This window comes from Borborobacter xinjiangensis, from assembly GCF_047739745.1.
GTDB lineage: Bacteria > Pseudomonadota > Alphaproteobacteria > Rhizobiales > Rhizobiaceae > Pseudaminobacter.
In genome coordinates this window covers 16,355-31,169 of the sequence record NZ_JBLLVA010000004.1, presented here as the reverse complement: position 1 = coordinate 31,169, position 14,815 = coordinate 16,355, and the positions used below count along the sequence as shown (strand labels likewise).

15 protein-coding genes are annotated in these 14,815 nt (G+C 63.6%); 12 read left to right on the top strand and 3 right to left on the bottom strand.

The features are described from left to right. Window positions 1-370: 370 nt before the first annotated feature. The 7 genes from ACLKMW_RS06780 (at window position 371) to deoA (ending at window position 7,923) form a co-directional block, all read left to right on the top strand. Window positions 371-1,621: an NAD(P)/FAD-dependent oxidoreductase gene (locus tag ACLKMW_RS06780; protein ID WP_415723647.1), complete on the top strand. Its 1,251-nt coding sequence runs from the start codon at window positions 371-373 to the stop codon at window positions 1,619-1,621. A 250-nt stretch (window positions 1,622-1,871) separates the two neighbouring features. Beyond that, entirely contained in the window at window positions 1,872-2,762 is an 891-nt protein-coding gene (locus tag ACLKMW_RS06775) for an EamA family transporter (protein WP_415723646.1), read from the top strand. A 227-nt stretch (window positions 2,763-2,989) separates the two neighbouring features. Then, the gene (locus tag ACLKMW_RS06770; protein ID WP_415723645.1) at window positions 2,990-4,129 is read left to right on the top strand and encodes an ABC transporter permease; all 1,140 of its coding nucleotides are present in this window, start codon (window positions 2,990-2,992) and stop codon (window positions 4,127-4,129) included. Next, the gene (locus ACLKMW_RS06765; RefSeq protein WP_415723644.1) at window positions 4,130-5,101 is read left to right on the top strand and encodes an ABC transporter permease; all 972 of its coding nucleotides are present in this window, start codon (window positions 4,130-4,132) and stop codon (window positions 5,099-5,101) included. It begins immediately after the preceding gene. A gap of 39 nt (window positions 5,102-5,140) precedes the next feature. Beyond that, window positions 5,141-5,533: a cytidine deaminase gene (cdd, locus tag ACLKMW_RS06760; protein WP_415723867.1), complete on the top strand. Its 393-nt coding sequence runs from the start codon at window positions 5,141-5,143 to the stop codon at window positions 5,531-5,533. After that, entirely contained in the window at window positions 5,530-6,339 is an 810-nt protein-coding gene (locus ACLKMW_RS06755; protein ID WP_415723643.1) for a purine-nucleoside phosphorylase, read from the top strand. The genes cdd and ACLKMW_RS06755 overlap by 4 nt, the downstream gene beginning before the upstream one ends. 267 nt (window positions 6,340-6,606) lie before the next feature. Next, complete coding sequence (deoA, locus tag ACLKMW_RS06750) at window positions 6,607-7,923, top strand: thymidine phosphorylase (RefSeq protein WP_415723866.1); 1,317 nt, start codon at window positions 6,607-6,609, stop codon at window positions 7,921-7,923. Here deoA and ACLKMW_RS06745 read toward each other — a convergent pair whose 3' ends face one another. The 3 genes from ACLKMW_RS06745 to ACLKMW_RS06735 all read right to left on the bottom strand — a co-directional run bounded on the left by ACLKMW_RS06745 (window position 7,924) and on the right by ACLKMW_RS06735 (window position 10,305). Continuing rightward, complete coding sequence (locus tag ACLKMW_RS06745) at window positions 7,924-8,481, bottom strand: TIGR02281 family clan AA aspartic protease (protein ID WP_415723642.1); 558 nt, start codon at window positions 8,479-8,481, stop codon at window positions 7,924-7,926. It lies immediately after the preceding gene. Window positions 8,482-8,582: 101 nt separating this feature from the next. Beyond that, the gene (upp, locus tag ACLKMW_RS06740) at window positions 8,583-9,209 is read right to left on the bottom strand and encodes a uracil phosphoribosyltransferase (protein WP_415723641.1); all 627 of its coding nucleotides are present in this window, start codon (window positions 9,207-9,209) and stop codon (window positions 8,583-8,585) included. A gap of 121 nt (window positions 9,210-9,330) precedes the next feature. Further along, entirely contained in the window at window positions 9,331-10,305 is a 975-nt protein-coding gene (locus ACLKMW_RS06735; protein WP_415723640.1) for an adenosine deaminase, read from the bottom strand. 111 nt (window positions 10,306-10,416) lie between these two features. Between ACLKMW_RS06735 and ubiE the strand changes: the two genes are divergently transcribed. From ubiE to coaBC, 5 genes are all read left to right on the top strand, one after another. Then, window positions 10,417-11,193: a bifunctional demethylmenaquinone methyltransferase/2-methoxy-6-polyprenyl-1,4-benzoquinol methylase UbiE gene (gene ubiE / locus ACLKMW_RS06730; RefSeq protein WP_415723639.1), complete on the top strand. Its 777-nt coding sequence runs from the start codon at window positions 10,417-10,419 to the stop codon at window positions 11,191-11,193. A gap of 13 nt (window positions 11,194-11,206) precedes the next feature. Beyond that, entirely contained in the window at window positions 11,207-12,784 is a 1,578-nt protein-coding gene (ubiB, locus tag ACLKMW_RS06725) for a 2-polyprenylphenol 6-hydroxylase (protein ID WP_415723638.1), read from the top strand. A gap of 82 nt (window positions 12,785-12,866) precedes the next feature. After that, window positions 12,867-13,121 carry a FitA-like ribbon-helix-helix domain-containing protein gene (locus ACLKMW_RS06720; protein ID WP_415723637.1) on the top strand — a complete coding sequence of 85 codons (255 nt, stop codon included), beginning with the start codon at window positions 12,867-12,869 and terminating at the stop codon, window positions 13,119-13,121. Between the two features lie 9 nt (window positions 13,122-13,130). Then, a complete protein-coding gene (locus ACLKMW_RS06715; protein ID WP_415723636.1) occupies window positions 13,131-13,559 on the top strand; it encodes a type II toxin-antitoxin system VapC family toxin in 429 nt (142 codons plus the stop codon). Further along, complete coding sequence (gene coaBC, locus ACLKMW_RS06710; protein WP_415723635.1) at window positions 13,556-14,773, top strand: bifunctional phosphopantothenoylcysteine decarboxylase/phosphopantothenate--cysteine ligase CoaBC; 1,218 nt, start codon at window positions 13,556-13,558, stop codon at window positions 14,771-14,773. The genes ACLKMW_RS06715 and coaBC overlap by 4 nt, the downstream gene beginning before the upstream one ends. Window positions 14,774-14,815 lie beyond the last annotated feature (42 nt).

Sequence of the window (14,815 nt, the reverse complement as noted above, 5' to 3'; positions counted from 1 at the left end):
CCGAAGAAAAACAGGCACCGGAATTCCTCCAATCGAACGGGTTCAAGGCCCAGACATCAAAGGGACGCGCCATCATGAACGCGAGTGCCATAAAACGCCCGGATTGGAAAAAGTCAACGGTTTTCTGGGTAAAAACACGATAAATCAATAGCTTAGAACTATTCTAAACTAGCACTCTCAAGTTTAATCCCCGGAAGTGAGTGCCCTGGCATTCGGGATGCGGCCGAGCCTCGATGACGATCCTGCTTGACACGACCTCGTCCAAGGTGCGACCGAAATGTCCTCGGCCATGTCGGACAGGGATCACTTCGGCGGCGGAGAAGACCCATGATCGGGTTGCCATACTCGCGTTTTGCCAAGAGTGGTTCTCATGAAAAACGGCGTAGTCATTGTCGGTGCGGGTCATGCAGGAGTGCAGGCGGCCGCCAGCTTGCGTGACGAGGGCTATGACGTCCCGGTCACACTGATCGGCGACGAGAACGAACTGCCCTATCACAAGCCGCCGCTTTCGAAGACCTTCATCAAGGACAGTGCGGCGGTGCCGCAGATATTGCGCGCCGAGGCGTTCTACGAGACGGGCAGGATCGAGCTTCGGCGCGGCGTGCTTGTCGAGCGCATCGATCCGGTGGGGAAAAGGCTCGATCTGGCTGGAGGCGGCAGCATTTCCTTCGACGCCGCCATATTGGCGACCGGTTCTCGGCCACGCGTGCTGAGGCTTGGCGGAGGCGAACTCGGCGGCGTGCTGTCGCTACGCTCGGTCGCCGATGCGCGCAGCATTCGTGAGCTGAGCGCGAGGATCGAGGATGCGGTCATTCTCGGCGGCGGCTTCATCGGGCTGGAGATTGCCGCGACGCTTTCCGCCGGCGGACGGCGGGTGACGGTGATCGAGGCGCAGGACCGGCTGCTCGGCAGGGCGGTGGCCCCGGCGATTTCCAGCCATGTGCGCCAGCGCCTGGAAGCTTCGGGCATCAGGGTGCTTACGCAGACGACCGTCGAGCGGCTGGAGGGCTCGAATGGCCGGGTCGAGGCGGCGATCGCCTCCACCGGTGAGCGCCTGCCTGCGCAGATGGTGATCGTTGGCATCGGCGTGGTGCCGAACATGGAACTTGCCGCCGAGGCCGGGCTGGAGACGGCCAACGGCATCCGCGTCGATGGGCAGATGCGCACCTCCGTTCCGGAAATCCTGGCGATTGGCGACAATGCCAGCTATCGCCACTGGTTTTCCGGCGCCGATGTAAGGCTGGAATCGGTGCAGAACGCCACCGACCAGGCGCGGCTTGCCGCCCGCACCATCACCGGCCATCACGACGTCTATCGCAGCGTTCCCTGGTTCTGGTCCGACATAGGCGACATGAAATTGCAGATGGTCGGGCTGGCGCAGGCGAGCGACCGCAGTCTCGTCGTCGGCGATGTCAGCGACAACAAGTTTTCGGTTTTCCATTATGGCGGCGAGCGGCTGATCGCGATCGAATCCGTCAATCGGCCGGCCGACCACATGCTCGGCCGCAAGATGCTGGGCGCGGGCTTCTCGCCCTCGGTGGAAGTGGTCGCGGCGGGTGCCGACGCGGTGAAATCCGCCTTCATGGACGCGCAAAAGCAGGTCGCCGCCGATCCGGCGTAGCGGCAGAATCGCCCCTCATCCCCTGCCTCCTTCTCCCGTTGAGACAGGGGGGAAGGAGGCTGGCCGCAACGCCCGGTCACCCCTCCTCCTGCGTGCGGGGGGAGTGTAGGGGGATGGACAGTTCTGGGCTTCCCGGCAGCCATATGGGGATAGTGGCGTGCGCCACTTGATTAAGCAAATCGACCGTCTAGTCTCGCGTTGCGGACCGGGGAAGTCCGCCAGACACAATGGTTGAGGGGACGATAATCTGATGGGTCCGGGAATATTTGGCGCGCTTTCAGCCAGCGCGCTCGGCACTGCTGACTTCATGGGGCGTTTCAGCAGCCGCGCGGTGGGCTTCCAGAACGCCTTGCTTGGAATGCTGGTCGTCGGCGTTCTGCTGCTGACGCTGCGCGTCGCCGTTACCGGCCAATTCATGCTGCCGGCAGCTGGAGGTTACCATTGGCTGCTGATCTACGGCGTGGCCACGACCGTGGCGACGCTGCTTCTCTATATGGGGCTGGCGCGCGGTGCCGTCAGCGTCGTGATGTCGATCGTCGCGGCGCATCCGGTGCTTGTCGTGTTGTTCTACGCCGCTGGCGCCGGCTTCTTCCCGTCCGCCTTGGCCATGGCCGCCATGGCCTGGACCGTGCTCGGCACCATACTTGTCGCATATGGGGCGAGCGAGCCGGCGGACGAAGCCGGCGGGCATTCGCCGGCGGCGGCAAGCGCGGTCGCTTCTGGCAATGTGCGGGCAACGGTGCTGATCGCCGTCGGCTCCAGCGTGTTCTACGCGGCGATGGTCATTGCCGGCCAGGCCTCGTCGCCGATTTACGGCGAGTGGCACACGCTCTGGTATGGGCGTACAATCAGCCTGATAACCCTGATCGTCTTCTTCGCCATCGCCCGCGCCAAGCCCAACGTTCCGTTGCGCTGGTGGCCGTTCATTGGCGCGCAGGGCCTGCTCGACGCCGGTGGCTATATGGCGCTTTTTGCCGGAAGCACCGCGGAAAGCCGCGAGATCGTGACGATCATCGCGTCAACCTTCGGAGCGGTGGCCGTGCTGCTGGCCCGCATCATCCTGAAGGAGAGAATCGTGCCGCTGCAGTGGTTCGGTATCTTGCTCGTGTTCTCGGGCGTGGTGGTTCTGTCCACCAACTGAGGCAACCAGGCGGGAGAAGCAGTGCGATTCCGCTTGAGCCTGCGCCGCTCCCGGTGAATAAATATCCGGCTGCCTATGTTGGGACTTGAAGCGGGGGGCAAGCTGATGACTGACGCCATGCCGGGGATTGTCCTTGAAGGCGGTCGGCATGCGAGAAGCCGCCGAAGCCGGCACGATTTCTTGAGCGCGGCCTGCAAAAGTCTCGGCGCGCGACGCGGGACGGGCGCGTGACGGCGCCCTATGCCAGGCTACCCCGCTGGGCCGACTATGGCCTGATCCCGATCATCAACCTCGCCGTTGCCTTCCTGGTTGCCGGCCTCGTCGTCATGCTGGTCGGCGAAAACCCGCTGCATGCGGCGGCGGTTCTGGTGGAAGGCGCCTTCGGCAACGGCCAGAACATCGCCTATACGCTGTTTTACGCTACCAATTTCATCTTCACCGGCCTTGCCGTCGCGGTCGCATTCCATTGCGGTTTGTTCAACATCGGCGGCGAAGGACAGGCCTATATCGCCGGGCTCGGCGTGGCGCTGGTCTGCCTTTCCGTCGACAGTTTCCTGCCGTGGTGGTTGACCTTTCCGCTGGCGATACTGAGCTCGGCCGCAGTCGGCGCGTTCTGGGCGCTGATTCCGGCCTATCTGCAGGCAAAACGCGGCTCGCACATCGTCATCACCACCATCATGTTCAATTTCATCGCCGCCAGCGCCATGGTCTATCTGCTGGTCGACGTGCTGAAGCCGGCCAATTCGATGGCGCCGCAGACCCGCGATTTCCTGCCCGGCGCACAGTTGCCGAAAATGGGCTGGCTGCTTGAGGCGCTGGGTTTCTCGGTGCGCTCGGCGCCGCTCAACATCTCGTTCCTGCTGGCGTTGCTGATGGCATTCCTCGTCTGGGTGCTGATCTGGCGCACCAGGCTCGGCTACGAGATCCGCACCATGGGCTTCAGTCCCAAGGCGGCACGCTATGCAGGCATTTCCGAAACCCGCATCATCGTCATCACCATGATGATCTCGGGCGCACTCGCCGGCATGATGGCGCTCAACCCGATCATGGGGGATCAGCACCGGGTGCAGCTCGATTTCGTCACCGGCGCCGGTTTCGTCGGCATCGCCGTGGCGCTGATGGGACGCTCGCATCCGGCCGGCATCGTGCCGGCCGCGATCCTGTTTGGCATGCTCTATCAGGGTGGAGCGGAACTCGCCTTCGAGATGCCGGCGATCTCGCGCGACATGATCGTCATCATCCAGGGTCTGGTGATCCTGTTTGCCGGCGCCTTGGAAAACATGTTCCGGCCGACCATCCAGACGATCTTCGCCAGCCTCAGCCCGCGTTCGGTCGGGGTCGCCACGGCGAAGGGGGAGGGCGGCTGAATGGCCTTTCTCGACCTGATCGCACAGCTTGCCGACGCCACAATCCGTGTTTCTGTGCCGTTGCTGCTTGCCTGTCTCGCCGGTCTCTACTCCGAGCGGTCCGGCATTTTCGACATCGGCCTTGAGGGCAAGATGCTGGCCGGCGCCTTTGCCGGCGCATCGGCTGCCGCCGTCACCGGCTCGGCCTGGCTTGGCCTGGCCGCGGCCGTGCTGATCGCGGTGTTCTTCGCGCTGGTGCACGGCTTTGCCTCGATCACCCATCGCGGCAACCAGATCGTTTCCGGCGTCGCCATCAATTTCATCGCCGCCGGCGCCACCATCATCCTCGGGCAAGCGTGGTTTCAGCAAGGCGGCCGCACGCCCTCGCTGGCGGGAGAGGCAAGGTTCCAGACCATCGACCTGCCGGGCGCCGACGCCTTGCGCGATGTTCCGCTGGTCGGGCTGGTCTATACGGAGATCATTTCCGGCCATTCACTGTTGGTCTACATCGCCTTCCTGATGGTGCCGTTTACCTGGTGGGTGCTCCATCGCACCCGCTTCGGCCTGAGGCTGCGGGCAGTCGGCGAAAACCCGGCGGCGGTCGATACCGCCGGCATTTCGGTCGCCTGGCTGCGTTATCGCGCGGTGCTGTGCACCGGCGTGCTGACCGGCGTTGCTGGTGCCTATCTGTCGGTGGCGCAGAATGCCGGTTTCGTGAAGGACATGACCGCCGGCAAGGGCTTTATCGCGCTCGCGGCTCTGATCTTCGCCAAATGGAAGCCGGTGCCGGCGATGTTTGCCTGCCTGCTGTTCGGGTTTCTGGAAGCCGCCTCCATCCGCTTCCAGGGCATGGCCTGGCCGCTGATCGGCAAGGTGCCGGTGCAGCTCATGCAGGCGCTGCCCTATATTCTCACGGTCGTGCTTCTCGCCGGTTTCATCGGCAAGGCGATCCCGCCGCGCGCCGGCGGCGTGCCCTATGTGAAGGAGCGGTGATGAGGCCCTTCATGCGATCGGACCGAACGGCAGCACATGATGTCCCATGACCTTTATCTTGCCGCCAGGCAGGCCATGCAAAACGCCTATGCGCCCTATTCGAAATTTCCGGTGGGGGCGGCGCTGCGCACAGAGGATGGCCGCATCTTTTCCGGCTGCAACATTGAGGTCGCATCCTATCCGGAAGGCTGGTGCGCCGAAACCACCGCGCTTGGAGCCTACATCATGGGCGGCGGCGGCAGGATCACCGAAATTGCCGTCGTTGCCGAGCGAATGGCGCGCATCACGCCCTGCGGCGGCTGCCGCCAGCGGCTGGCCGAATTCGCCTCCGCCGAGACAAGCCTTTATCTCTGCGACGAGGTCGGTGTGGTCGAAACGGTGAGGCTTGGCGACATGCTGCCCTACGGCTTCAAAGGCGAGACGCTGAGATGAGCCGGGCGATCGACATTATCGTCGAGCGGCTTGGCGGGCTGGCGCCGACCACTGCCGTCGTTCTCGGCTCCGGCCTGGGACCCCTTGCCGACGAGATCGCGAACGCCGTGCGCATTCCCTACGGAGATCTGCCGGGCTTTCCTGATATGGGAGGCGTGAGCGGCCATGCCGGCGAACTGGTTGCCGGCGCTTTCGCCGGAACGCAGGTGCTGATGCTTTCGGGCCGTGCCCATTATTACGAAAAGGGCGATGCCGCCGCCATGCGCCCGGTCATCGAGGCGCTGGCCGGCATCGGCATCACCAAGCTGATCCTCACCAATGCCGCCGGGTCGGTCGATCCTGAAATGCTGCCTGGATCGATCATGCTGATCGAGGACCACATCAATTTTTCGGGCGCCAATCCGCTAATCGGCGAGCCCGATGAGCGCCGCTTCGTCGGCCTGACGCGGGCCTACGATGCGGATTTGCGCGCCAGCGTGGAAAAGGCGGCCGGGATTGCCGGCGTCCGCCTGCGCAAGGGCGTCTACATGTGGTTTTCCGGCCCGAGCTTCGAGACGCCGGCTGAAATCCGCATGGCGCGGCTGATGGGGGCGAGCGCGGTCGGCATGTCGACGGTGCCGGAGGTCATCCTCGCGCGGTTCTTCGGCCTCAGAGTGGCGGCCTGTTCGGTGATTACCAATCTCGCGGCCGGCATGACCGGGGCGGAACTTTCGCATAGCGAGACGAAGGACATGGCGCCGGTCGGCGGCGCGCGGCTTGCCGCCGTGCTGAAGACAATGTTCGCGGAGGGGTTGGCGGATGGATAGGGACCGATCGGAAACGTCCACCTTTTTCCAGCCCACCCCCCTCTTGCCTGCCAGACTGCGGGGGCCGAGCCGCGGATCTCGGCCCGTCCTGAGGACCCCCCTCAAGGGGGGAGATTGGCAGCTTCCGCCTCAGCGTCTTTCCTGCAGTGTTGAAGATCGGCGAAAGCAGCGATGCAAGCTGATCTCCCCCCTTGAGGGGGAGATGGCCGGCAGGCTGGAGGGGGGTATTCCCAAGCACACGCTCCGCCTCCGCGACGCGTTATGACCATGCTTCCCCAGGAGATCATCCGCCGCAAGCGCGACGGCAAGGCGCTGTCGGGCGAGGAAATTGCGAGTTTCGTGCGCGGGCTGACTTCGGGCACGGTTTCCGAAGGGCAGATCGCGGCGTTGGCTATGGCGGTGTTCTTCAACGGCATGACCCGCGACGAGGCGGTGGCGCTAACGCTCGCCATGCGCGATTCCGGCGATGTGCTGGACTGGTCGGACCTGCCGGGACCCGTGACTGACAAGCATTCGACCGGTGGCGTCGGCGACAATGTCTCGCTGATTCTGGCGCCGATCGTGGCAGCCTGTGGTGCCTATGTGCCGATGATTTCCGGGCGCGGCCTCGGCCACACCGGCGGCACGCTCGACAAGATGGATGCCATCCCCGGCTATGTCAGCCAGCCGGACAATGCGCTGTTTCGCAAGACGGTGCTTTCCGCCGGCTGCGCCATCATCGGCCAGACCGCCGATCTGGCCCCGGCCGACAAGCGCATCTACGCCATTCGCGACGTGACGGCGACGGTGGAATCGGTGCCGCTGATCACCGCCTCGATCCTTTCGAAGAAACTTGCCGCCGGACTGCAATCGCTGGTGCTCGACGTCAAGCTGGGCAACGGCGCCTTCATGACGAAAAGCCGCGACGCTGCCGCTCTGGCAACCAGCCTGGTCGAGGTGGCGAACGGCGCTGGACTGAAAACCTCGGCATTGGTAACCGACATGAACGAGCCGCTGGCGTCGGCCGCCGGCAATGCCGTCGAGGTGGAAAACGCCGTCGATTTCCTGACCGGACGCAGGCGTGATGCGAGGCTGGAACAGGTGGTGCTGGCGCTCGCTGCCGAAATGCTGCAGCAGGCCGGGCTTGCCTCCTCCAATCAGGAGGGCGAGCGGCTGGCCATGGATGCACTCGCCAGCGGCAGGGCGGCGGAAGTCTTTGCGCGGATGGTTGCCTCCTTGGGCGGGCCGCGTGATTTCATCGAAAGGAGCACGAAATATCTGCCGAAAGCCGAGGTGGAACTGCCGGTGAAGGCGGCGCGGGATGGCTTTGTGACGGGCATCGAGACGCGCGACATTGGCCTTGTCGTCGTGGCGCTGGGCGGCGGTCGCACCAGGCCGGGGGACGGAATCGACCACGCTGTCGGCATCACAAGGCTGTTGCCGCTGGGGGCGGAAGTCCGGGCGGGCGAGGCGCTGGCGCTGGTTCATGCGCAAAGCAGGGCCGATGCCGAACGTGCCGCAGCCGCCGTGCTGTCGGCCTACACGCTTGGCGCGGCGAAGCCGGCGGCGCAGAAGGTCATCGTCAGGCGCATCCGCCCGACGTGATTACTGCTCCAGCAACAGCCGGCCGTTTTCGACCTGGTACTTGCCGAGACGGTTGAGGAAGCTCATGCCGATCAGCGTGCCACTGAGCGCACTGTCGTCAAGCACCACCGCCTGCACCTTGTCGACGGTTATGCGGCCGATCTGCAGCCGGTCGATGGTCACAGTGGCGGCGCGGGTCCTGCCATTTGCGGTGGAGATTTCGTGCACGAAATCGGCCTGCGGCGGCGAGATGCCGATGCGCCGTGCCGTCGAGCGGTTAAGCGCCACGACAGTGGCGCCAGTGTCGATAAGCGCCGGCACCGTTCGGCCGTTCAGTCGGAAATCGCCGATGAAGTGGCCGCGCCCGTCGGCATTCAACTGCACCTTGCGGCCGGTGAGCAGGGCGCCGCCGGTGGCTCCTTTGGTCTCGCCGGTCACAGCCGTCTGAAGCGAGGGCTTGTCCGCGCCGAACTGTTGCCTGACAAAGCCCAGGACCGCGTCCTGATGTTTCTGGTAGAGCGCCGGGAGCGACGCCGATGTTGCGGCGCAGACGGCGAAGATGATGAATTTGCGCAGCATGATGACGCCCGATTTCCGGGCGAACCATAAGCCTGACGGATATTCGGCGCCTTAACGGCGCACGGATTTCCGTATCTGTCCTTAATCGCCGGTAAAGCCGGTCACTTGGTTCCATAGAGCCGGTCGCCGGCGTCGCCAAGGCCCGGGATGATGTAGCCCTTCTCGTTGAGCTGGCGGTCGATCGCGGCGGTGAACACCGGCACATCGGGGTGGGCTTTGGTGAAGTGCTCGATGCCTTCGGGAGCCGCGAGCAGGCAAAGGTAGCGAATGTTCGTGGCGCCGCGATCCTTCAGCTTGTCGATTGCCGCGACCGCCGAATTGGCGGTGGCGAGCATAGGGTCGACGACGATGACCAGCCGGTCGGCAAGGTCGCTCGGCGCCTTGAAGAAATATTCGATGGCCTCGAGCGTTTCATGGTCGCGGTAGAGCCCGATATGGGCGACACGCGCGGCCGGCACCAGGTCGAGCAGGCCTTCGAGCAGCCCGTTTCCGGCGCGCAGCACCGAGGCGAAGACCAGCTTCTTGCCCTCGAGCGTTGGCGCCTCCATCGTCTCGATCGGTGTCTCGATGGTCTTGGTGGTGAGTTCGAGGTCGCGCGTCACCTCGTAGCCGAGCAGCAGCGAAATCTCGCGCAGCAACCGCCGGAAGCTCGCAGTCGACGTCTCCTTGTCCCGCATGATGGTGAGCTTGTGCTGGACAAGCGGATGGTCGACGACGGTAACGCCCATGAAAAGTCGCTCCTGCAAGCTGCTATCTTCGCGATACTATCGGGCAAAGCGCCGCCGAGAAACCGCTTGTGGCCTGCCAATCACAATTTTGTCGCCGCGGCCAACGCCAGCATGCGGCCTGTCAGCGCCGACCGTCGTTCAAGCGGGCGAGCAGTTCGGCGCGCGTCTTCCGGTCGACGAAAGCGGCTTCGATGGCGGTGCGGGTCAAGCCGGTCAGCGCCTTTTCGCTCATGCCGAAATGGGCGGCGGCGTTGTCATATTCGCGTTTCAGAGTCGTTGCGAAAAACGGCGGATCGTCGGAATTGAGCGTGACCTTGCAGCCGGCGTCGCGCAGTCGCGGAAACGGATGGTCTTCAAAGCCGTTGAAGACCCCAAGCGCGATATTGGAGCCGGGGCAGCATTCCAGCACCACGCCCTGCTCGGCGATACGCCTGACCAGATCCGGGTTTTCGATGGCGCGCACGCCATGGCCGATGCGCGATGGACGGATGTGGTCGAGGACGGCCTTCACGCTTTCCCACCCGGCGAACTCTCCGGCATGGATGGTGACGCCAAGGCCGGCCTCGCGCGCGATCTCGAAGGCGCGCACATAATCCTCCACATCGCCATGGCGCTCGTCGCCGGCGACGCCGAAGCCGGTGACCAAGGGGTGGCCGCATCTGGCGGCAAAGCGCGCCGCCGCCTCGATGGATTCGACGCCGTGGTGCCTGACACCGGTGACGATCATGCGAGCCTCGATCCCGGTTTTGGCGCGGGCGCGTTCAATGCCTGCGCCGAGTGCCGCCGTATAGGCCTGCGGCGAGAGACCGGCTTTGGCGGCGTGGTCCGGCGAGGTGAATATTTCCGAATAGATGGCGCCGTCGCGCGCCAGGCTGGTCAGATAGTGATCGGCCAGTCGCGCATAGTCGTCCTCGCTGCGGAACAGGTCGGATGCCGCGTCATAGGCCGCCAGAAAGCTGGTGAAATCATGCCAGACATAGCCGCCGTCGCGGATGAAGTGCGAGACGTCCTTGCCATATTTCTGCGCTTGCTTCAGCACCAGATCGGGCGTGGCCGCACCTTCGATATGGCAATGAAGCTCGGCTTTCAAAGGCATGCGTGTGTTCCCCGGTTGCGTCGCAAGCGCGTCGGTTGACCGCGCCTTAAACGATAGCGTCGTCCATCCTGATCGGCTATGGTCCCGCCGGTTTTATGGCGGATCGGAATAATGTCGGAACAACGCGCGACTTCTGCCGGTGGCATGGAGACTTCCTTCGGCTTCACTGAGGTCGGCACCGGCGATAAGCAGACACTGGTCAACGATGTGTTCCATCGCGTCGCCAACCGCTATGACCTGATGAACGACCTGATGTCGGGCGGACTGCACCGTCTGTGGAAGGACGGTATGGTGTCCTGGCTCAACCCGCCGAAGCGCCCGGGTTGGAGGTCGCTCGACGTTGCCGGCGGCACCGGCGACATCGCCTTTCGCATCATCGATGCCTCGAACAGGCAGGCGCATGTGACGGTGCTCGACATCAACGGATCGATGCTGGCCGTGGGGCGCGAGCGCGCCGAAAAGCGAGGCGTGGCCGCCAACGCCGATTTCGTCGAGGCCAATGCGGAGGAACTGCCCTTCGCGGATGCAAGTTTCGACGCCTACACCATCGCTTTCGGCATCCGTAACGTGCCGCGCATCGAAACGGCGCTTGCCGAGGCTTACCGGGTGCTGAAGCCCGGCGGACGCTTTCTTTGCCTGGAGTTTTCCGAAGTCGACATGCCGCTGCTCGACCGCGTTTATGAAGCATGGTCGTTCAACGCCATTCCGCGTATCGGTCAGGCGGTGGCCGGTGATGGCCAGCCCTATTCCTATCTCGTCGAATCGATCCGCAAATTTCCCAATCAGGCCAATTTCGCCGCAATGATTTCGCGCGCCGGCTTCGATCGGGTGACGTTCCGCAATTATTCCGGTGGCATCGCTGCCCTGCATTCGGGTTGGAAGCTTTGACGGATCCTTGCGTATGAGTTCGCCCGGCGCTGCGTTCCGCCTGCTTCGGGCCGGCTGGATATTGACCCGCGAAGGCGTTATCGCCGCACTCCCCGGAGATGAGCTTTCCGGCCTGCCGAGGCTCGGCTGGCGGGTTGCCAGGCTGTTCACGCGTCGTCGCGCGCGAAAGCGCATGCGCTCCGAGCGGCTGGCCGGCGCTGTCGCTCGTCTCGGGCCTTCTTATGTCAAGCTCGGTCAGTTCCTGGCCACGCGTCCCGACGTCGTCGGCAACGACATCGCGCTCGATCTGGCGTTGCTGCAGGATCGCATGCACACCTTCGGACGCGAGCAGGCGATCCATGCCGTCGAGGGGTCGCTTGGCCGACCGATGGACGACCTGTTCGTGAGCTTCGGCGATCCAGTCGCCGCCGCTTCCATTGCCCAGGTCCATGCGGCCGGAGTTGTGCGTCCGGATGGCAGCGCTGCCAAGGTGGCGGTCAAGGTCATCCGGCCCGGCGTGCGCAAGGCTTTCTTTCGCGACCTCGAGAGCTTCTTTCTCGCCGCGCGCCTGCAGGAACGTTACATCCCGTCGAGTCGGCGCCTGCGTCCGATAGAAGTGACCGAAACCCTGGCGCAGACGACGCGCATCGAGATGGATCTGCGGCTGGAGGCGGCAGCCCTTTCCGAAATCGGCGAGAACACCCGCGACGATCCGGGGTTTCGGGTGCCGCATGTCGATTGGGAGCGCACCGGCCGCGATGTGCTGACCCTCGAATGGGTCGACGGCATCAAAATGAGCGATGTCGAGGGGTTGCGCGCCGCCGGCCACGACTTGCCGCTGATCGCCACGAACCTTGTCCAATCGTTCCTGAGGCACACGTTGCGCGACGGCTTCTTCCATGCCGACATGCATCCGGGAAACCTTTTCGTCGAGGGAAGCGGCACCATCGTCGCCGTCGATCTCGGCATCGCCGGGCGGCTCGGCAAGAAGGAACGCCATTTCCTGGCTGAAATCCTCTACGGCTTCATCACTCGCGACTACGTGCGAGTGGCGGAAGTGCATTTCGAAGCCGGCTACGTGCCGGGCAAGCACAATGTTTCGGCCTTCGCCCAGGCCATCCGCGCCATTGGCGAGCCGATCCACGGGCAACCTGCCGAAACCATTTCGATGGCCAAGCTTCTGACCCTGCTGTTCGAAGTCACCGAACTGTTCGACATGCAGACTCGACCGGAACTGATCCTGCTGCAAAAGACCATGGTGGTGGTCGAGGGGGTCGCGCGCACGCTCGACCCTGCTTTCAACATGTGGAAGACTTCCGAGCCGGTGGTCAGCAAGTGGATCGCAGATAATCTGGGACCGCGCGGAATGCTGAACGATGCGCGTGATGGTCTGGGCGCGCTCGTTTCGCTGGTGCGCCAGGTCCCCGATCTTGCGGTGCGGACTGAGCGGCTGTCACGCGAGATCGACGGCATGGCCGAGCATGGCTTGCGCTTCGACGACGCCACCGCAAATGCCATCGGGCAGGCCGAGGCGCGACATACGCGCTCGGGCCGCGTGGCGCTTTGGGTGATTGCACTCGCGCTGGTGTGGATCGCCTGGCGGCTGTTCTAGTCGCGGCGATGCATGCAGTGCTGTCAATGCATGCATTGCATGCAGGGTCTCTCCTGCCTATATTGGTTCAAGGAGTTGAGCCATGACGACGCTGACCATTCGCAATCTCGACGAGCGTGTGAAGCAGGCATTGCGCAAGCGCGCCGCTGCCAATGGTGTTTCGATGGAGCAGGAAGTGCGCACGATTATTGGTGAAGCGGTCCGCCGGGGCGGAGAAGGGGCGCAAGGCGAGAGCCTTATGGCTTCCATCAATCGTCTCAAGGCGAAGTATGGGGCGTTCGAACTTGAGATTCCCGAGCGCAGCTCCGCCGTTAGAGAACCGCCGAAGTTCGAATGAACCGCCAATATGTTCATTCTTGACACCAATGTCATATCGGAGATGTTCACGCCAAGGCCATCTCCCAGTGTCGTGGCTTGGTTGGATGCGCATGGTCGCGACGACTATTGGATCACGGCCATCAGCCGCGCGGAGCTTCTGTTGGGTATGCTTCTATTGCCGGAAGGCAAGCAACAGCAGGCACTTGGTGATCTGATCGAAGGATTTTTCCGCTTGACGATCAGGAATGAAGTCTTGCCTTTCGGCAAGGACGAGGCGGATATTTTCGCTGAACTGGTCGCGTTGAGACGCAGGCGCGGCCGTCCCATAGGGGAGTTCGATGCGCAGATTGCGGCGATAGCACGCTCTCATGGCTTTGCTGTTGTAACGCGCAATGTCGGCGATTTCGAGCATTGCGGCATCGATGTCATCAATCCATGGGAAGGACGCACGCCATGACACTTTCGGGCAAGCGTATTCTCCTGATCATCGGGGGCGGTATTGCGGCCTACAAGTCGCTCGATCTCATCCGACGCCTACGCGAGCGCGGTGCGGCGGTGCGATGCGTGATGACGCAAGGCGCGCAGGCTTTCGTCACGCCGCTTTCAGTCGGCGCGCTCAGTGCCGATCAAGTCTTCACCGATCTGTTCGATCACCGGTCCGAACACGATGTCGGCCATATCCGTTTGACGCGCGAGGCCGATCTGGTGGTGGTGGCGCCCGCGACCGCCGACCTGATGGCGAAGCTTGCCGGCGGCCTTGCCAACGATCTTGCCTCGGCCACCCTGCTGGCGACCGACAAGAAAGTGCTGATGGCACCGGCGATGAACCCGATGATGTGGGCGCATCCGGCGACAAGGCGCAACCGCGCCATGCTGGAAGGCGATGGCATGATCTTTGTCGGACCAAACAGAGGCGAGATGGCCGAGAGCGGCGAAGCGGGAGAGGGCCGCATGGCCGAGCCGCTGGAGATCGTTGCGGCCGTGGAGGCGCAGTTCAAGTCGCGTCCCGGCCCGCTCGCTGGCAGGAAGATCATCGTCACCTCCGGTCCGACACATGAGCCGATCGATCCGGTGCGCTATATCGCCAACCGTTCGTCCGGCAAGCAGGGCCATGCGATCGCGGCAGCTTTGGCAAGGCTGGGTGCGGATGTGCGTCTCGTTTCCGGCCCGGTTTCGATTGCAGATCCGGCAGGCGTCAACACCGTTCATGTCGAGAGTGCGCAGGAAATGCGCGATGCGGTCGAACAGTTGCTGCCGGCCGATGCCGCGATCTTCGTCGCCGCCGTTGCCGATTGGCGCGTCGAAAAATCGGCAGCGGAAAAGATCAAGAAGGCGCCCGGCGCCACCCCGCCTTCGCTGCGGATGGCAGAGAACCCGGACATTCTGGCGGGTGTCGGCCACCATGCAAATCGGCCATATCTCGTGGTCGGTTTTGCGGCCGAAACCCAGAATGTTGTCGCCAATGCGCAGGCCAAGCTGAAGAAGAAGGGCGCCGATTTCATCGTCGCCAACAATGTCGCGCATGCGGGCGGGGTTATGGGTGGCGACCGCAACCGCGTGACCATCGTTGCTCCGGACGGCACGGATGAATGGCCCGAAATGAGCAAGGAAGCGGTCGCCGAGCGTTTGGCGAGCCTCATCGCCGAGCGTTTGAAGACAACCATGGCGTGACCTGCGGAACACATTGCGCGCCAGCGTGTTCACTATGGTAAC

Coding starts and splice junctions, on each gene's coding strand:
- ubiE (WP_415723639.1), top strand. CDS start 10,417: ATGTCGGAACAACGCGCGACTTCTGCCGGTGGCATGGAGACTTCCTTC.
- deoA (WP_415723866.1), top strand. CDS start 6,607: ATGCTTCCCCAGGAGATCATCCGCCGCAAGCGCGACGGCAAGGCGCTG.
- cdd (WP_415723867.1), top strand. CDS start 5,141: ATGTCCCATGACCTTTATCTTGCCGCCAGGCAGGCCATGCAAAACGCC.
- ubiB (WP_415723638.1), top strand. CDS start 11,207: ATGAGTTCGCCCGGCGCTGCGTTCCGCCTGCTTCGGGCCGGCTGGATA.
- ACLKMW_RS06755 (WP_415723643.1), top strand. CDS start 5,530: ATGAGCCGGGCGATCGACATTATCGTCGAGCGGCTTGGCGGGCTGGCG.
- upp (WP_415723641.1), bottom strand. CDS start 9,209: ATGGGCGTTACCGTCGTCGACCATCCGCTTGTCCAGCACAAGCTCACC.
- ACLKMW_RS06780 (WP_415723647.1), top strand. CDS start 371: ATGAAAAACGGCGTAGTCATTGTCGGTGCGGGTCATGCAGGAGTGCAG.
- ACLKMW_RS06735 (WP_415723640.1), bottom strand. CDS start 10,305: ATGCCTTTGAAAGCCGAGCTTCATTGCCATATCGAAGGTGCGGCCACG.
- ACLKMW_RS06745 (WP_415723642.1), bottom strand. CDS start 8,481: ATGCTGCGCAAATTCATCATCTTCGCCGTCTGCGCCGCAACATCGGCG.
- ACLKMW_RS06715 (WP_415723636.1), top strand. CDS start 13,131: ATGTTCATTCTTGACACCAATGTCATATCGGAGATGTTCACGCCAAGG.
- ACLKMW_RS06775 (WP_415723646.1), top strand. CDS start 1,872: ATGGGTCCGGGAATATTTGGCGCGCTTTCAGCCAGCGCGCTCGGCACT.
- ACLKMW_RS06720 (WP_415723637.1), top strand. CDS start 12,867: ATGACGACGCTGACCATTCGCAATCTCGACGAGCGTGTGAAGCAGGCA.
- ACLKMW_RS06765 (WP_415723644.1), top strand. CDS start 4,130: ATGGCCTTTCTCGACCTGATCGCACAGCTTGCCGACGCCACAATCCGT.
- coaBC (WP_415723635.1), top strand. CDS start 13,556: ATGACACTTTCGGGCAAGCGTATTCTCCTGATCATCGGGGGCGGTATT.